This window comes from Serratia sp. LTN-2 (assembly GCF_059740205.1).
Genome location: NZ_JCAXDO010000002.1, coordinates 574,904 through 591,462 on the forward strand (window position 1 = coordinate 574,904; position 16,559 = coordinate 591,462).

The window sequence follows — 16,559 nt, forward strand, 5'->3', positions numbered from 1 at the left end:
TGCCTCTCACTGTAGCGAATGGCGCATTGCCGCCATAACAAAAATACGTTATGGATAAGTTAACCAATTCTTAGCGATAACCCTGCCCATGCACTCACCGTCTCGCGCTCGCCTGCCCAAACTGAGCGCCATTCTGGCGTTCGAAACCGCCGCCCGCACCGGCAGCCTGGCCCGCGCGGCGGATGCGCTGGCATTGACCGCCGCCGCCGTCAGCCAGCAGATCCGCCAGCTCGAACAGCATCTGGGCATCACGCTGTTCATCCGCGCCAAAAGCGGCGTCACGCTGACCGAACAGGGCGCGGACTACCTGGCATATGTTCAGGAAGCGTTTGAAACGCTGCGCGTAGCGCAGCAGCACGTCGAACGCCAGCGCGGCAAGCAGGCGCTGACGGTGTTCGCCCTGCCGGCGTTGGCCTCCAAGTGGCTGAACCCGGCGCTGGACGCCTGGCTGGCGCAATACCCCGACGGCGATCTGCGGCTGCACGCCACCCATGCGGCGGTCGATTTCGCCCATTCGGCGGCGGACTTCGCCCTGTGCTTCGGCGATCAGGATTACCCGCTGCTGGAAAAGGCGCGGCTGTTTCAGGATCGGGTACAGCCGGTGTGCAGCCCGGCGCTGCGCGATCGCGGCGACTGGACGCAGCAGCCGCTTCTCCACGTTGACTGGGGCAAGGAGAGCCAGTTTCTGCCGGGATGGCACGAGTGGTTCACCGCCGCCGATCGCATGCCGCCACCGCGGCGCGGGCTGACCTATAACCTGACTTCACTGGCCATCGACGCCGCCGTGCAAGGGCGCGGGGTGCTGCTCGGCCAGCGGCGGCTGATCGCCCGCGAACTGGCGGAGGGCCGGCTGGTCACGTTGGCCGAACCGGCGCTGCCGCTCAGCAAACCCTACTACGTGGTTTACCCGGCGCGCACGCTGGAAAAGCCCGGCGCGGCGGCGTTTCTGGCCTGGCTGCAGACGCTGGCTCAGCACGCAGTATAACCGCCGTCGATACTGTAGAACGCGCCGGTGGTGAAACTGCTGTGGTCCGAAAGCAGAAAGGCCACCGTTTTCGCCACCTCTTCCCGCGTCGCCATTCTCCCCATCGGGTGCGAAGCGGCCATCTGCGCCCGCGCCGACGCTGGCAGTGCCCCCATCGCCGGCGTATCCACATAGCCCGGCCCGACGGCGTTGACGCGTACGCCGCGCGTGGCGAATTCCAGCGCCGCCGAGCGCGTCAAGCCCAGCACGCCATGTTTCGCGGCAGTATAGGGCGCGATCCCGGCAATGCCCACCACCCCGTTGGCGGAAGAGAGGTTCACCACCGCCCCGCCGCCGCCGGCGACGATCGCCGGCAGGCCGTACTTCATGCCGAAAAATGTGCCGCTCAGGCAGGTGGCGATCACCTCATGCCAATCGTCGACCGCGTACCGATCGATACCCACCTCGTGCGGGCCGGTGATCCCGGCGTTGTTGACCAGCAGATGCAGCGCGCCGTAGCGCCGCACCGTCTCTTCAATGCCCTGCTGCACCGACGGCGCATCGCGCACGTCCATCCGCAACGTCATCACCCGTCGACCGTCGGGATCGAGCCGCGCGGCGGCGGCGGCGAGAGGCGCGGCGTGGCGGCCGGTCATCACCACCGTGGCTCCGCGCCGAAACAGCTCGGCGGCGATCGCTTCGCCGATGCCGGTGGAAGCGCCGGTCACCAGCGCCACACGATGTTTGAAATCTTGCATAGCCGTTCTCCTGCAATGTTGAACTCCGGGGAACAGGCTAGCGCCGACCAGTGACAGTTTGCGGCAGCAGCGACAGCGCAGCACGGAATGCGCTCACAAATACCGCAAAGCCCGCTATTTTATGCCTACTTTTTCTCATGCGAGACACCCTGTGGATACCCAACGCTACCTGCAGCATATCGGTTTTACCGGCGTCGCCCGCCCTGACCTCCCCACGTTGCAACAGCTGCACCATCGTCACATGCTGAGCGTCCCGTTCGAGAACCTGAGCATTATCTATCATCAGGGCATTCAGCTGGCGCCGGAGGCGCTGTTCAGCAAGGTGGTCGAACGTAACCGCGGCGGCTTCTGTTATGAACTGAATACGCTGTTCGCCCTGCTGCTGCGAGAGCTCGGCTTCAAGGTGAGCTTCATCTCCGGCGAGATCCGCGCCCGCGACGGCCATTTCGGCCCGCGCTACGACCATCTGGCGCTGCGGGTGGATCTGGCGGACCAGGCCTGGCTGGTGGACGTCGGTTTCGGCGATTCCTTCCTGACGCCGCTGAAGATCGTCGTCGCCGAGCCGCAACCGCAGGCCAGCGGCACCTTCCACCTGGAGCGGGAAGGCGAGTATTACCTGCTGGAGCGCCGCAACGGCGACCAGCGTTCGCATGCCAAAACGCTGTATCGCTTTACCGTTCAGCCGCGCGAATTGCATGAGTTCGACGAGATGTGCCACTTCCACAGCACCTCGCCGCAATCGCACTTCACCCAACGCCTGGTATGTTCACGGCCGACGGACCACGGCCGGGTCACCCTCAGCGACATGAAGCTGATCGTGACCGAAGATCACCAGCGCCACGAAACGACGTTGCATTCTGAAGAGGAACGCCGCGCCGCGCTGTGGCAGCATTTCGCCATCGATGTGGATCGTTAACGGCGCCGGCGGCGCCCTTTTATTACGATTCTGTTACATCGATTGCATAACCGCGCTTGGCTGATTGCCAGCCCCGCGGCGGCAGGCATCATAGGGTCATGATTCGGCAGCAGAGTGCGAAAAATGATCCGTGTGATACTGGTGGATGACCATGTGGTGGTGCGCTCCGGCTTTGCCCAGTTGCTCAGCCTCGAGGACGATCTCGACGTGGTGGGGCAATACAGCAGCGCGGCGGCGGCCTGGCCGGCATTGCTGCGCGAAGACGTCAGCGTCGCGGTGATGGACATCGCCATGCCGGATGAAAACGGCCTGAGCCTGTTGAAGCGCCTGCGGGCGCACAAGCCGCAGTTCCGCGCGATCATCCTCAGCATCTATGACTCTCCCACCTTCGTGCAGAGCGCGCTGGATGCCGGTGCCAGCGGCTATCTGACCAAACGCTGCGGGCCGGAAGAACTGGTGCAGGCGGTACGCTCCGTCGATATGGGTGGCCATTACCTGTGCGCCGACGCGCTGCGGGCGCTGCGCGGCGGCGAGCAACCGAACACGGCGCTGGAAGCCTTGACCCCGCGCGAGCGCGAGGTCTTCGATCTGTTGGTCAGGGGCGACAGCGTCAAAGAGATCGCTTTCAAGCTCGATCTCAGCCACAAAACGGTGCACGTGCATCGCGCCAACGTCCTGGGCAAGCTGCAGTGCAGCAGCACCATCGAGCTGGTGCATTTCGCCCTCGACCATCAGCTGCTGGCGGGGCATTGATGTCGCCCCGCTTCCGCCCCTGGGTTATCTCGCTGTTTATCCTGTTGGCCTGGGGCAGCGGCTGGCTGATGCTGTGGACGCTCGGTTTCTATCTGACCCACAACGGCAATCAGGCGGTGCTGTTTTTGCCGCACGGCGTCTATCTCGCGCTGCTGATCCTGCTGGCGCGTCGCTATTGGCCCGCCCTGATAGCGCCACCGATGCTGCTGCTGTTCTGGCTGCACGGCGAACGCCTGCTGAGCGGCTACGGTCTGCTGGCCGCGCCGTTTATCACCCTGATCCCGGCGGCGCTCGCGCAACGAGTCTGGCGCCGTTTTCCGCTCTACTGGCTGCGGTGACCGCTGCCTCGCTGCTCAATACCGCCCTGCTTACGCCATTAGTGCCAAGCCCGGCGATGCTGCTCGGCCTGGCGTCGTTTACCGGCGGCGTCTTGCTGACCCCGTTCGTCTACCTGATCTTTGAATTTCTGCGCCAGCAGCACCGTTACCATCTGCTGGGGCTGGACACCACCAACCCGCCGCTACGCGCGTCCTTAATCATCTGGTGCAGCCTGTTTTTCGTTATCGGCATCGGCACGCAGATGGTGCTGTCGCCGGAAATCGAACGCCTGCTGCTGATCGTGGTGTTTCTGCCGAATGTGGTGATGGCGTGGAAGTTCGGCTGGCAGGGCGGCGTATTGTCCGGCCTGCTCGGCAGCATGATGATCACCCTCGCCCGGCAGGTCGGCGGAGGGTTCGGCAATCTGGTCGAGCTGGAGATCTTTCTGGCAACGCAGGCGCTGCTCGGCATCGGCCTGGGCATCGCCATCAGCCGCCAGCAGCACCTGGCGCAAAACCTGCACCACTATCGCCGCCGCCTGGAAGAGGAGCTGGCGGCGCGGCGGGCGCTGACCGAAAAACTGATCCACGCCGAAGAAGACACGCGGAAAAATCTGGCGCGCGAGCTGCACGATGAAATCGGCCAGAACATCACCGCGATTCAAATCCAGTCGCAGCTGGTCAAACGGGCGCGCGATGCGGTGCAAACCCAGGCCGCCGCGAACCAGATAGCCGATCTCGCCCGGCGCATTCATCACTCCACGCGCCAGCTGCTGCGCCAGCTGCGCCCGCCCGCGCTGGACGAGCTGGCGTTCAAAGAGGCGCTGCACCACCTGCTGAACGAATTCGCCTTTGCCGAACGGGGCATCCGTTGCCGTTTCGACTACCGGCTGACCGACACGCCCGCCGGCGAGACGGTGCGTTTCACCCTCTACCGGCTGCTGCAAGAGCTGCTCAACAACGTGTGTAAACACGCCAAGGCCAGCGAGGTCGTCATCGTCCTGTATCAACAAGGCGCGCTTTTGCACCTCGAGGTGCGGGACAACGGCGTCGGCATCCGTGCAAACCCGATGCCCGGCTTCGGCATTCAGGGGATGCGCGAACGGGTCAGCGCACTCGGCGGCGAACTGACGTTGGAAACGCAGCGCGGCACGCGGGTAATTGTTAACCTGCCCACAAATTTGCCACAAAGCGCCGGCTAACTAGGAAAAAGTCTTAGCCACTCCAGACTTTCTCTCATCCCCTTTCCCTTTCACCTTCTTATAGTCAGCACCAGGGAGGCGGCTATGCAGGCATCTGAGATCGATCACCGTTACCACACGCTGCGCCCGCGACTGCTGCTGTACATGGTCATCGGGTATGCCGCCTTTTACCTGACGCGCAAAAGCGTGAATTACGTGCTGCCGGCGCTGCAAACGGATTTGGGGCTGGACAAAGGGGACATCGGCCTGCTCGGCTCGCTGTTTTACCTGAGCTACGGCCTGTCGAAATTCGCCGCCGGACTGTGGCACGACGGCCACGGGCAGCGCAGATTTATGGGGATCGGCCTGTTCGCTACCGGCCTGCTGAACCTGGTGTTCGCCTTCGGCGAATCGCTGCCGCTGCTGCTGGTGGTCTGGGCGCTGAACGGCTTCTTTCAGGGCTGGGGCTGGCCGCCCTGCGCGCGGCTGTTGACCCACTGGTATTCGCGCAACGAGCGCGGCTTCTGGTGGGGCTGCTGGAATATGTCGATCAACCTCGGCGGCGCGTTAGTGCCGCTGATCAGTGCCTTCGCCGCCCAACGCTGGGGCTGGCAGGCGGCGATGCTGATCCCGGGGGCCGTCAGCATGGTGTTGGGCATCTGGCTCACGCGGCGGCTGAAAGGCACGCCGCAGGAAGAAGGCCTGCCGTCGGTCGGCCAATGGCGTCACGATCCGCTGGAGCTGCGTCAGGAACAGCAAAGCCCGCCGATGGGACTGTGGCGGATGTTACGCACCACGATGCTGAAGAACCCGATGATCTGGCTGCTGGGCGTCTCTTACGTGCTGGTCTACCTGATCCGCATCGCCTTGAACGACTGGGGCAATCTCTGGCTGACGGAAAGCCACGGCGTCAACCTGCTCAGCGCTAACGCGACGGTGATGCTGTTCGAGGCAGGCGGTCTGCTCGGCGCGCTGTTCGCCGGCTGGGGCTCGGATTTGCTGTTCGGCGGGCAGCGCGCGCCGATGATTTTGCTGTTCACGCTCGGGCTGATGGTTTCCGTCGCCGCGCTGTGGCTGGCGCCGGTGCACCACTACGCGCTGCTGGCGGGCTGTTTCTTTACGGTGGGCTTTTTTGTCTTCGGCCCACAGATGCTGATTGGCCTCGCCGCCGTGGAATGCGGGCACAAAGGCGCGGCCGGCTCCATCACCGGTTTTCTCGGCCTGTTCGCCTATCTGGGGGCCGCACTGGCGGGCTGGCCGCTGTCGCAGGTCATCGAAGGCTACGGCTGGTCAGGCATGTTCAGTTTGCTGTCGATCGCCGCCGTTCTTATGGGTTTATTGCTGATGCCGCTGTTGATGGCGAGCGTTACCACCTCTACCGAGAGAAGGATAAAACAATGAAAAAAACGTGGGTCACTACCCTGATAGCTTCCGGCATCGCGCTGGCGACGTTGAGCGGCGCCGCGCACGCCAAGGGCCGCCTGGTGGTCTACTGCAGCGCCACCAATGAAATGTGCGAAGCGGAAACCAAAGCCTTCGGCGAGAAATATGACGTGAAAACCTCGTTCATCCGCAACGGCTCCGGCAGCACGCTGGCGAAAGTGGACGCCGAGAAGAAAAACCCGCAGGCGGACGTCTGGTATGGCGGCACGCTCGATCCGCAATCCCAGGCCGGTGAAATGGGGCTGCTGCAGCCGTACAAATCGCCGAACCTCGAACAGGTGATGACGCAATTCCGCGACCCGGCGAAGCTGAAAGGCAACTACTCTTCGGCGGTCTACGTCGGCATCCTCGGCTTCGGCGTCAATACCCAGCGCCTGAAAGAGAAAAACCTGCCGGTGCCCAAGTGCTGGAAAGACCTGACCAAACCGGAATACAAAGGCGAGATTCAAATCGCCGATCCGCAGAGCTCCGGCACCGCCTATACCGCGCTGGCGACCTTTGCCCAGCTGTGGGGAGACGATCAGGCCTTCGATTACCTGAAGCAGCTGAACGCCAACGTCTCGCAGTACACCAAGTCCGGCATTGCCCCGGCGCGCAACGCCGCCCGCGGCGAAACGGCGATCGGCATCGGTTTCCTGCATGACTACTCGCTCGAAAAAGAACAGGGCGCGCCGCTGAAGCTGATCTCGCCTTGTGAAGGCACCGGCTACGAAATCGGCGGCGTCAGCATCCTCAAAGGCGCGCGCAACCTCGACAACGCCAAGCTGTTCGTGGATTGGGTGCTGTCGAAAGAGGCGCAGGAGCTGGCGTGGAAGAAAGGCAAGTCCTATCAGATCTTGACCAACACTACCGCCGATACCTCGCCGAACTCGCTGAAGCTCGACGATCTGAAGCTGATCAACTACGACATGGACAAGTACGGCTCGACCGAGGTCCGCAAGGCGCTGATCAACAAGTGGGTCAGCGAAGTCAAGATGGGTAAATAAGCCCACATTCTGCGCCTGTTGCCGGGTAAGCCTCATACCTTACCCGGCCTGAACATCCGGGAAACTTATGTCACATACACACGCACTCCATCTCGTGAATAAACGAGATGCGATATCCCTTTGGGTCTTGCTTGGCTGGCTGGCGTTCGCCCTGCTGCCGAGCTGGAGCCTGGATTACGGCCTGCTGGAGTCCACCGGCGAAGAGATCCTCACGGCCTACGGCTGGTCAAATCGCAATATCAGTTGGCTTTGGTGCCTGTTGCCAAGCCTGTTGCTGCTGCGTCCCCACGCCGCGGCGGGCGGTGAACGGCGGCGGCGCCACGCGTTCGATGCCGGCTGGGCGCTGCTGTGCATGGCCTTTATCGTCGTCAGCGCCACGCTGGCGGGACGCGGTTTAGGCTACGCCACCCTGGTGCAGTTTATCGCGCTGGGTGCCATCATGACGCTGGCGCTGACCCGCCTCGAATGGCTGGGCGGCGACCGTTTCGTTATCGGCGCGCTGGTCACCATCGTAGCGCTGATCGGCGTCTTCATCGTTTGGCCGAGCATCGCGATTTTCATTCCGATGTTCACCGACCAGACGGGCGCCTTCGCGCCGCTGGCGTTTATGAACGTGCTGTCACAGGCGCATATCGTTCAGGTGATCCTCAACTCCATCGCCCTGTCGATCGCGGTCGGCGCCGGTTGTACCTTCTTCGGCCTGGTGCTGGCGATTTACACCACCCGCATCGCCAGGCGCAGCGCCATTATCGGCCGCATCTTCTCCATCCTGCCCATCGTCACGCCACCGTTCGTCGTCGGCCTGGGCGTGACGTTGATGATGGGGCGCTCCGGCTACGTCACCGAGTGGATGGTGGCCTGGTTCGGCCTGACCAACACCAACTGGCTGTACGGCTTTACCGGCATCTGGCTGGCGCAGGTGCTGGCGTTCACGCCGATGGCGTTCATGATCCTCGACGGCGCGATCAAGACCATTCATCCTTCGCTGGAAGAGGCCTCCTACACCCTGCGCGCCAGCCGTTGGCAAACTTTTAACGGCGTGTTCGTGCCGCTGCTGAAACCGGCGCTGGCCAACGCGTTTCTGATCGTGGTGGTGCAATCGCTGGCCGACTTCAGCAACCCGCTGGTGCTCGGCGGCAACTTCGACGTGCTGGCGACGCAAATCTATTTCTACATCACCGGCTCGCAGCTCGACTATCAGGCTGCCAGCACCCTCGGCGCCTTCCTGCTGCTGTTCTCGCTGCTGGTGTTCTGCATTCAGTACCTGTGGATCGGCAAGCGTTCCTACGTCACCGTGTCCGGCAAATCCTATCGCGGCGACGTGCAGCCGCTGCCGGTCACGCTGGTCTGGAGCGTGATGGCGTTGCTGGCAGTGTGGGTAGCCTTTAACGCCCTGCTCTACGGCAGCATTTTCTACGGCAGTTTCACCGTCAACTGGGGCGTGGATTACACGCTGACGCTGGATAACTTCATCAAGCTGTTCGGTCAGGGCATGAGCGACGGCGCGTGGCCTTCGCTGCTCGATACGCTGCTGTACGCCGGGATCGCCGCGCCGATCACCGCCGCGTTCGGCCTGCTGATCGCCTGGATCGTGGTGCGCCAGCAGTTCAGGGGCAAAAAGACCATCGAGTTCACCACCATGCTGTGCTTTGCGGTGCCGGGCACCGTGGCGGGCGTCTCTTACATTCTCGCCTTCAACAGCGCGCCGGTGTACCTCACCGGAACGGCCGCCATCGTGATTATCTCGATGGTGATGCGCAACGTGCCAGTGGGGATTCGCGCCGGGATCGCCGGACTGGGCCAGATAGACAAATCGCTGGACGAAGCCTCGCTCAGCCTGCGCGCCGGCTCGCTGCGCACCATCACGCACATCCTGCTGCCGCTGCTGCGCCCGGCTATCCTGTCGGCGCTGATCTACAGCTTCGTGCGCGCCATCACCACCGTCAGCGCCATCGTCTTCCTGGTGACGCCCGATACCCGCGTGGCCACCGCCTACATCCTCAACCGCGTGGAAGACGGCGAATACGGGGTAGCGATCGCCTACGGTTCAATTCTGATCGTGGTGATGCTGGCGATTATTTTCCTCTTTGACTGGCTGATCGGCGAGGCTCGCATCTCCCGTTCAAAAGCCAAAAACCAGGCGTAATGGAGCGCACTATGAGTCAGAAAAATTTTGTTGAACTGCGCAACGTCTCCAAACGGTTCGGCAGCAACACGGTTATCGATAACATCACGCTCACCATCCCGCGGGGGCAAATGGTGACGCTGCTCGGCCCTTCAGGCTGCGGCAAGACCACCATTTTGCGCCTGGTCGCCGGGCTGGAGAAACCGAGCGACGGGCAGATCTTCATCGATGGCGAAGACGTCACCCATCGTTCCATCCAGCAGCGCGATATCTGCATGGTGTTCCAGTCTTACGCCCTGTTCCCGCATATGTCGCTGGGGGAAAACGTCGGCTATGGGCTGAAGATGCTCGGCATTCCGCGCGCCGAAGTGAAAGCGCGCGTGCAGGAAGCGCTGGCGATGGTGGATCTGGCGGGGTTCGACGATCGCTACGTCGATCAGATCTCCGGCGGCCAACAACAGCGCGTGGCGCTGGCGCGTGCGCTGATCCTCAAGCCGAAAGTGCTGCTGTTCGATGAGCCATTGAGCAACCTCGACGCCAACCTGCGCCGCAGCATGCGCGAAAAGATCCGCGAGTTGCAAAAGCAGTTTGATATCACGTCGCTGTACGTCACCCACGATCAGAGCGAGGCCTTTGCGGTCTCAGACACCGTGCTGGTGATGAACAAGGGGCATATCATGCAGATCGGTTCGCCGCAGGATCTCTATCGGCAGCCCGCGTCGCGCTTTATGGCGAGCTTTATGGGGGACGCCAACCTGTTCCCGGCCAGCTTCGGCGCCGATCATGTCGATATCAGCGGCTATCGCCTGCCGCGCCCCGCGCACTTTGCCGCCGAGGGCGCCGGCACGGTGGGCGTGCGGCCGGAAGCGATCACGTTGAGCGAGCGCGGCGAGGAAAGCCAGCGCTGCGTGATCCAGCATGTCGCCTACATGGGGCCGCAGTATGAAGTCACGGTGGCGTGGCATGGGCAGCAGATTTTGCTGCAGGTTAACGCCACTCGCCTGCAGCCCAACGTCGGCGAACATTATTATCTGGAAATACACCCCTACGGCATGTTTATGCTGGCAGACGCGGCATAATAAGCATCACTCTTAAGCGTTAGAATAACGGTCATTCCGCATGGAATGGCCGTAAATAACCGCCAAAAAAACCGTATTTATCTATTTTTACAATTCTACCCAAGTCCTTGTTCAACCGAGAAATAAATATTATCTCGTCCATTAAAAAATAACCACCAGGGCCACCAAGGGTGATATTTTTATTTAGATGGGGTAAGCTTAATCCCGTAGTCGAAATTATTTAACGGCCAACTCAAGGAGAAATTCATGAGCAACAATGCAAACGCACAGGCGCAGCTGGATAATTTACGTAACGTCGCTTCCCAGCTGAAGGAAATGCGCCACTATGCGCAGTCGAATACCGAGACGCTCTCCGCACACTGGCTGGCCTTCGATCAGGGGGAATGCAAAAATAAGGCATTCGCCGAAGCCATCAACGACCTGTTGAATAAACAGGGCGCCTGCCTGGAAGGGCTGGAAAAAACCATTCAGGATATCGAGATAGAATTAAACCGCCTCGATAAAGCCGCCTGATAATGCCAATTTTAAATAAACCCGCCGCGTGCGGGTTTATTTTTAACTGCGACAGATGACTCGCGCAATATCCCCTGACGTCGTCAGTGCACGTATTTCGCTGAACAGTTCGGTGGCTTCGTCATATTCTTTACGCAAATACCCCAGCCACTGTTTGATGCGCGCCACGTGGTAGAGACCGGTGTCGCCCTGCTTTTCCAGATGGACGTATTTTTGCAACAGTTCCACCACCTGCGGCCAAGGCATGCGCGGTTCGTTATACTTCACCACCCGGCTCAGGTTCGGCACGTTGAGCGCGCCGCGCCCCAGCATGATGGCGTCGCAGCCGGTCGCCTGCAGGCAATCCTGCGCGCTCTGGTAATCCCAGATCTCGCCGTTGGCGACAACCGGGATGCTGAGCCGCTGACGGATCTCGCCGATCGCCGCCCAGTTGATGCGATCCGCCTTGTAGCCATCCTCTTTGGTGCGGCCGTGCACCGTCAGCTCGCTGGCGCCCGCCTGCTGCACCGCATCGGCGATTTCAAAACTGCGGTTCGAAGAGTCCCAGCCCAGACGCACCTTCACCGTGACCGGCAGATGGGCCGGCACCGCCGCGCGCATCGCTTTGGCGCCCTGGTAGATCAGTTCCGGATCTTTGAGCAGCGTCGCCCCGCCGCCGCTGCCGTTCACCAGCTTGGACGGGCAGCCGCAGTTGAGATCGACGCCGTAAGAGCCCAGTTCCACTGCACGCGCGGCGTTCTCCGCCAGCCACTGCGGGTACTGCCCCAGCAGCTGTACGCGCACCTGTGTGCCCGACGGCGTGCGGCTGGCATGACGCAGCTCCGGGCACAGCCGGTAGAATGACTTGGCCGGCAGCAGCTGATCGACCACGCGCAAAAATTCGGTGATGCACAGATCGTAGTCGTTCACTTCAGTGAGTAACTCACGCACCAAAGAATCGAGAACGCCCTCCATCGGAGCCAATAATACGCGCATGACCAATCCCAGCTAAAAAAAGACCCGCAATGATACGGGTGAATGCCCGCGCCAGACAAGCCTCAGCGGGCATTAAAAATGCCGTCAGCCCAGCCGGCGGATCGGTTGGCCGGCGAGGAACGCCGCGATATCCTCGACCGCCTCGGTGAAGTAGGCGCGGTAGTTGTCGTCCGCCACGTAACCCACATGCGGCGTCGCCAGCACGTTGGGCAGTTGGCGAAACACGTCGTCGGCCGGCAACGGCTCCGTCTCGAACACGTCCAGCCCGGCGCCGGCGATCTTCCGCTGTTGCAGGGCGTCCGCCAGTGCCGCCTGATCGACGATACCCGCACGCGAGGTGTTGATCAGGTAGGCGGTGGGTTTCATCGCCGCCAATTCATCACGCCCCACCAACCCGCGGCTGCGATCGCTCAGCACCAGGTGAATGGAGACAAAGTCGCTCTGTTCGAACAGCGCCCGTTTGGACGGCGCCAGCAGGACACCCTCTTGCGCCGCCCGCTCCGCCGTCAGGTTCTGGCTCCAGGCCAGCACCCGCATGCCAAACGCCTGCGCTACCTTGGCCATCTGGCCGCCGATCTTGCCCAGCCCCAGCAGCCCCAGCGTTTTTCCTTGCAGCGTGACGCCTAAGCCCAGCTGCCACGGGCCGTTGTTCCGCAGCCCGACGCTTTCCGGCACGATATGCTTCGCCAGCCCGAGCAGCAGCGCCCAGGTCAGCTCCATCGGCGCGGCCGACCCGCTGGCGGTGCCGCACACCACCACGCCCCGCTCGGCGGCGGCGGCCAGATCGATAGAGGCGTTGCGCATGCCGGAAGTGATCAGCAGCTTCAGCTTCGGCAGCCGCGCCAACAGCGAGGCGGTCATCGGGGTGCGCTCGCGCATGATGACCAGAATGTCGCACTCCTGCAGATGCACCGCCAGCTCCGCTTCATCGGTAAAGTGCGAGCTGATGGCCGACACCTCCACCCGATCGGCCAGCGCCGACCAGTCCGCCATTTTGAGCGCCACCTGTTGGTAATCATCGAGAATTGCGCACTTCAATTTCATCTCCGTCTCCTGGAATTAGGTTTAGCCACCGTCCAGCCTAGTACGAAAATGCCGTTCCGCCAGGCAAAAAAAAAGCCGCCCGTATCGGCGGCTTACTCTTTGAGCAATCAGGCTTATTCGGCCGGTTTGCGGCTGCGCGGGCGGCGCGAAGATGGCGCGCCGGAACGACGCTGGCCATCACCCTGCGGGCGGGCATTACCGTTGCCGTTGCCGTTGCCACGGTTTTCACGCTGGCCGCCGTTACCGTTGCCACTGCGCTGACCGCCGCCGTTACCGGAACGCTGGCCGCCGCCGTTGCCGCGCGGTGCACCGCGCCCGCCACCCTGACGGCCGTTGATGATCGGCTCGGCCTTGATGGTCGGATCCGGATCGTAGCCCGGCAGCGCGATGCGTGGAATTTCACGCTTCAGCAGACGTTCGATGTCGCGCAGCAGTTTGTGTTCATCCACGCACACCAGCGAGATAGCTTCACCGGTACGCTCCGCGCGGCCGGTGCGGCCAATGCGGTGTACGTAGTCTTCCGGCACGTTAGGCAGCTCGTAGTTCACCACATGCGGCAGCTGGTCGATATCCAGACCGCGCGCCGCGATGTCGGTCGCTACCAGCACGCGAATGCGGCCGTCTTTGAAGTCGGCGAGCGCGCGGGTACGGGCACCCTGGCTCTTGTTGCCGTGGATCGCCGCGGCGGTGATGCCGTCTTTGTTCAGCTGTTCCGCCAGGTGGTTGGCGCCGTGCTTGGTGCGGGTGAACACCAGCACCTGTTTCCAATCGCCTTCGCCGATCATCTGCGACAGCAGTTCCCGCTTACGCTTCTTGTCGACGAAATGCACGCTCTGCTCGATCTGCTCGGACGCGGTGTTGCGGCGCGCCACTTCCACCGAAGCCGGGTTGTGCAGCAGCTTGTTGGCCAGCGCCTTGATGTCGTCGGAGAAGGTCGCGGAGAACAGCAGGTTCTGGCGCTTGGCCGGCAGCTTGGCCAGCACGCGGCGAATGTCGTGGATAAAGCCCATGTCCAACATGCGATCCGCTTCGTCCAGCACCAGAATTTCAATTTTGGACAGGTCAACCGCGTTCTGATGCTCCAGATCCAGCAGACGGCCCGGTGTCGCCACCAGGATGTCGACGCCGCCGCGCAGCTTCATCATCTGCGGGTTGATGCTCACGCCGCCAAACACCACCAGCGAACGCAGGCGCAGGTGTTTGCTGTAGGCATCGACGTTTTCGCCGATCTGCGCCGCCAGCTCACGGGTTGGCGTCAGGATCAGCGCGCGCACCGGGCGGCGGCCTTTGACCGGATGGTCATGCTTGCTCAGCAGCTGCAACAGCGGCAGGGTAAAACCGGCGGTTTTACCGGTGCCGGTCTGGGCGCTGGCCATCAGGTCACGACCTTCCAGCACGACAGGGATAGCCTGACGCTGAATTGGCGTCGGTTCGCGATAGCCCTGTTCTTCAACAGCGCGCACAATTTCAGCACTTAAGCCGAGGGTTTCAAATGACATAAAGAGAAAAACTCCAGATCCCCCCTAACCTAACGGTGTTCGGTGCAGTTTCCTGGGAGGATGATCAGACGGGGCATTAAGCATGACCACGAGGGATTGGCACAAACTGCAGTGCACCAGGCGGCGATTGTAACAGAAGTCGCGCAATAAAAAGCACTTTTACGCGTAGAAAGCACAATCTGCCGTAAATTCAGCATTGTCTGAGACCGATCACATAACTCATTGTGGTTAGCGGTTGCGTTTTAGACAATCTGGCATAAAGTTAATCATATGATTGATTAACTTTGAGCGTGACCCATGCCAGCTTCCGTACCTCATCAGGCCGCCGGCCGGGCGCGCGGCGAGCAAACGCGCCGGCAGCTGCTCGCCGCGGCGACCGAACTGTTCGGCGAATACGGCCTGCAGGGCGCCACCACGCGCGATATCGCTCAGCGCGCCGGCCAGAACATCGCCGCCATCACCTATTACTTCAGTTCCAAAGAGGGGCTGTATCTGGCCGTTGCGCAGTCGCTCGCCGATTTCATCCAGCAGGCGTTCGCCCCGCTGGCCGAAGAGGCCGATCGCTTTGGGCAAGAAGCCCCCGAACACCACACACCCGACGCCGCGCTGTGCTTGCTGCAACGCGGACTGCTGGCCTTCAGCGCGCTGATGACTCAACCGCACACGCTGAACCTGAGCAAAATCATGTCGCGCGAACAGCTCGCCCCGACCGACGCTTACCCGCTGATCCACAGCCAGGTGATCGCGCCGATGCACGAGCGGCTGTGCCGCCTGCTGTCTGCCGCGACCGGCATTGACGAGCACGCCACTCGCCTGGTGCTGCATACCCACGCGCTGATCGGCGAGGTGCTGTCGTTCCGCGTTGCGCGAGAGACCATCCGTCGTCAGGCCGGCTGGCAAGAGATTGGTGAAAGTGAAGCCGCGCAGATCGCAGCGGTGCTGAGCGAGCATATCGAGATTTTGGTTATTGGGCTGCGCCAACGCCATGGCGCGTAAATTCAGGCAGGGAGTGTTATGAACAAAAAACGCAGTGCCTTGATCGTGTTGTTAATTTTGCTGATCGCGGCCGCCGCTTACGCGGTCTGGCATTACCAACGGCAGCAGGATAAGCCGCTGACGCTGTACGGCAACGTCGATATCCGCACGGTCAACCTCGGTTTTCGCGTCGACGGCCGCCTGGCGTCGCTGACGGTGGATGAAGGCGATGCCGTTCAGCCGGGCCAGCTGCTCGGCAAACTGGACGATGCCCCCTACCGCAACGCGCTGCAGCAGGCCGAGGCCAACGTCGGCAGCGCGCGCGCCAAACTGTCGCTGCTGCAGGCCGGCTATCGCACTGAAGAGATAGCCCAGGTACAGTCAGAAATGGCGCAACGTCAGTCCGCCTTCGCCTACGCCGACAGCTTCCTGAAGCGCCAGCAAGGGCTGTGGGCGAAAAACGCCACGTCCGCCGACGCGCTGGAGGATGCGCGCACCGCCCGCAATCAGGCACAGGCCAACCTGCAGGCGGCGAAGGACAAGCTGTCGCAATACCGCAGCGGCAATCGCCCGCAAGAGATTGAACAGGCCAAGGCCGACGTGGCGCAGAGCGAAGCGGCGCTGGCGCAGGCGCAATTGAACCTGCAAGACGCCACGTTGGTCTCCCCGTCCGCCGGCACGGTGCTGACCCGCGCGGTGGAGCCGGGCACCATGCTCGGCGCCGGCGGTACGGTGTTCACCCTGTCGCTGACCCGGCCGGTGTGGGTGCGCGCCTACGTCAACGAGACCAGCCTGAACCAGGCGGTGCCCGGCACCGAGCTGGAAATTTACACCGACGGCCGGCCCGACAAGCCTTACCACGGCAAGATCGGTTTCGTCTCGCCGACCGCGGAATTCACGCCGAAAAGCGTTGAAACGCCGGATCTGCGCACCGATCTGGTGTACCGCCTGCGGGTGATCGTCACCGACGCCGACGATGCGCTGCGCCAGGGCATGCCGGTTACCCTGCGCTTCGCCAAACCCTGAGGCCG

Annotated in this window: 14 protein-coding genes and 1 pseudogene; 11 read left to right on the forward strand and 4 right to left on the reverse strand. The window is 62.2% G+C overall.

The features are described 5' to 3' along the window. The first annotated feature begins 88 nt into the window (after nt 1–88). A complete protein-coding gene (locus tag AC6BYQ_RS06500; RefSeq protein WP_211129938.1) occupies nt 89–985 on the forward strand; it encodes a LysR substrate-binding domain-containing protein in 897 nt (298 codons plus the stop codon). Here AC6BYQ_RS06500 and AC6BYQ_RS06505 read toward each other — a convergent pair. After that, nucleotides 970–1,722: an SDR family NAD(P)-dependent oxidoreductase gene (locus AC6BYQ_RS06505; RefSeq protein ID WP_019453967.1), complete on the reverse strand. Its 753-nt coding sequence runs from the start codon at nt 1,720–1,722 to the stop codon at nt 970–972. The two genes, AC6BYQ_RS06500 and AC6BYQ_RS06505, sit on opposite strands and share 16 nt — an antisense overlap. 151 nt (nt 1,723–1,873) lie before the next feature. On the opposite strand from AC6BYQ_RS06505, the gene AC6BYQ_RS06510 reads away from it, so the two are divergent. From AC6BYQ_RS06510 to AC6BYQ_RS06545, 8 genes and pseudogenes are all read left to right on the forward strand, one after another. Next, on the forward strand, nt 1,874–2,638 hold the full coding sequence (locus tag AC6BYQ_RS06510) for an arylamine N-acetyltransferase family protein (RefSeq protein WP_498056531.1): 765 nt from the start codon (nt 1,874–1,876) through the stop codon (nt 2,636–2,638). Between the two features lie 123 nt (nt 2,639–2,761). Beyond that, nucleotides 2,762–3,391: a response regulator transcription factor gene (locus tag AC6BYQ_RS06515; RefSeq protein ID WP_154746718.1), complete on the forward strand. Its 630-nt coding sequence runs from the start codon at nt 2,762–2,764 to the stop codon at nt 3,389–3,391. Continuing rightward, nucleotides 3,391–4,910: pseudogene (locus AC6BYQ_RS06520) on the forward strand (MASE1 domain-containing sensor histidine kinase). The gene AC6BYQ_RS06515 and the pseudogene AC6BYQ_RS06520 overlap by 1 nt, the downstream one beginning before the upstream one ends. An 84-nt stretch (nt 4,911–4,994) precedes the next feature. Continuing rightward, nucleotides 4,995–6,290, forward strand: a complete 1,296-nt coding sequence (uhpC, locus tag AC6BYQ_RS06525; protein WP_154746716.1) for an MFS transporter family glucose-6-phosphate receptor UhpC — start codon at nt 4,995–4,997, stop codon at nt 6,288–6,290. Next, the gene (locus AC6BYQ_RS06530) at nt 6,287–7,318 is read left to right on the forward strand and encodes an ABC transporter substrate-binding protein (RefSeq protein ID WP_498056532.1); all 1,032 of its coding nucleotides are present in this window, start codon (nt 6,287–6,289) and stop codon (nt 7,316–7,318) included. The genes uhpC and AC6BYQ_RS06530 overlap by 4 nt, the downstream gene beginning before the upstream one ends. A gap of 67 nt (nt 7,319–7,385) precedes the next feature. Beyond that, nucleotides 7,386–9,464: an ABC transporter permease gene (locus tag AC6BYQ_RS06535; protein WP_197667302.1), complete on the forward strand. Its 2,079-nt coding sequence runs from the start codon at nt 7,386–7,388 to the stop codon at nt 9,462–9,464. A gap of 11 nt (nt 9,465–9,475) precedes the next feature. Next, nucleotides 9,476–10,522 carry a ferric ABC transporter ATP-binding protein gene (gene fbpC / locus AC6BYQ_RS06540; protein WP_498056533.1) on the forward strand — a complete coding sequence of 349 codons (1,047 nt, stop codon included), beginning with the start codon at nt 9,476–9,478 and terminating at the stop codon, nt 10,520–10,522. 246 nt (nt 10,523–10,768) lie between these two features. After that, complete coding sequence (locus tag AC6BYQ_RS06545; protein ID WP_049201133.1) at nt 10,769–11,035, forward strand: hypothetical protein; 267 nt, start codon at nt 10,769–10,771, stop codon at nt 11,033–11,035. A 42-nt stretch (nt 11,036–11,077) separates the two neighbouring features. On the opposite strand, the gene dusC is transcribed toward AC6BYQ_RS06545, so the two are convergent. From dusC to rhlE, 3 genes are all read right to left on the reverse strand, one after another. Next, a complete protein-coding gene (gene dusC, locus AC6BYQ_RS06550) occupies nt 11,078–12,010 on the reverse strand; it encodes a tRNA dihydrouridine(16) synthase DusC (RefSeq protein WP_025160021.1) in 933 nt (310 codons plus the stop codon). Between the two features lie 84 nt (nt 12,011–12,094). Next, the gene (locus AC6BYQ_RS06555; protein WP_154746713.1) at nt 12,095–13,054 is read right to left on the reverse strand and encodes a D-2-hydroxyacid dehydrogenase family protein; all 960 of its coding nucleotides are present in this window, start codon (nt 13,052–13,054) and stop codon (nt 12,095–12,097) included. Between the two features lie 113 nt (nt 13,055–13,167). Then, a complete protein-coding gene (gene rhlE, locus AC6BYQ_RS06560; RefSeq protein WP_498056534.1) occupies nt 13,168–14,553 on the reverse strand; it encodes an ATP-dependent RNA helicase RhlE in 1,386 nt (461 codons plus the stop codon). Nucleotides 14,554–14,850: 297 nt separating this feature from the next. On the opposite strand from rhlE, the gene AC6BYQ_RS06565 reads away from it, so the two are divergent. Then, entirely contained in the window at nt 14,851–15,549 is a 699-nt protein-coding gene (locus tag AC6BYQ_RS06565) for a CerR family C-terminal domain-containing protein (protein WP_498056535.1), read from the forward strand. Between the two features lie 18 nt (nt 15,550–15,567). After that, a complete protein-coding gene (gene hlyD / locus AC6BYQ_RS06570; RefSeq protein WP_074054823.1) occupies nt 15,568–16,554 on the forward strand; it encodes a secretion protein HlyD in 987 nt (328 codons plus the stop codon). Nucleotides 16,555–16,559: the final 5 nt, after the last annotated feature.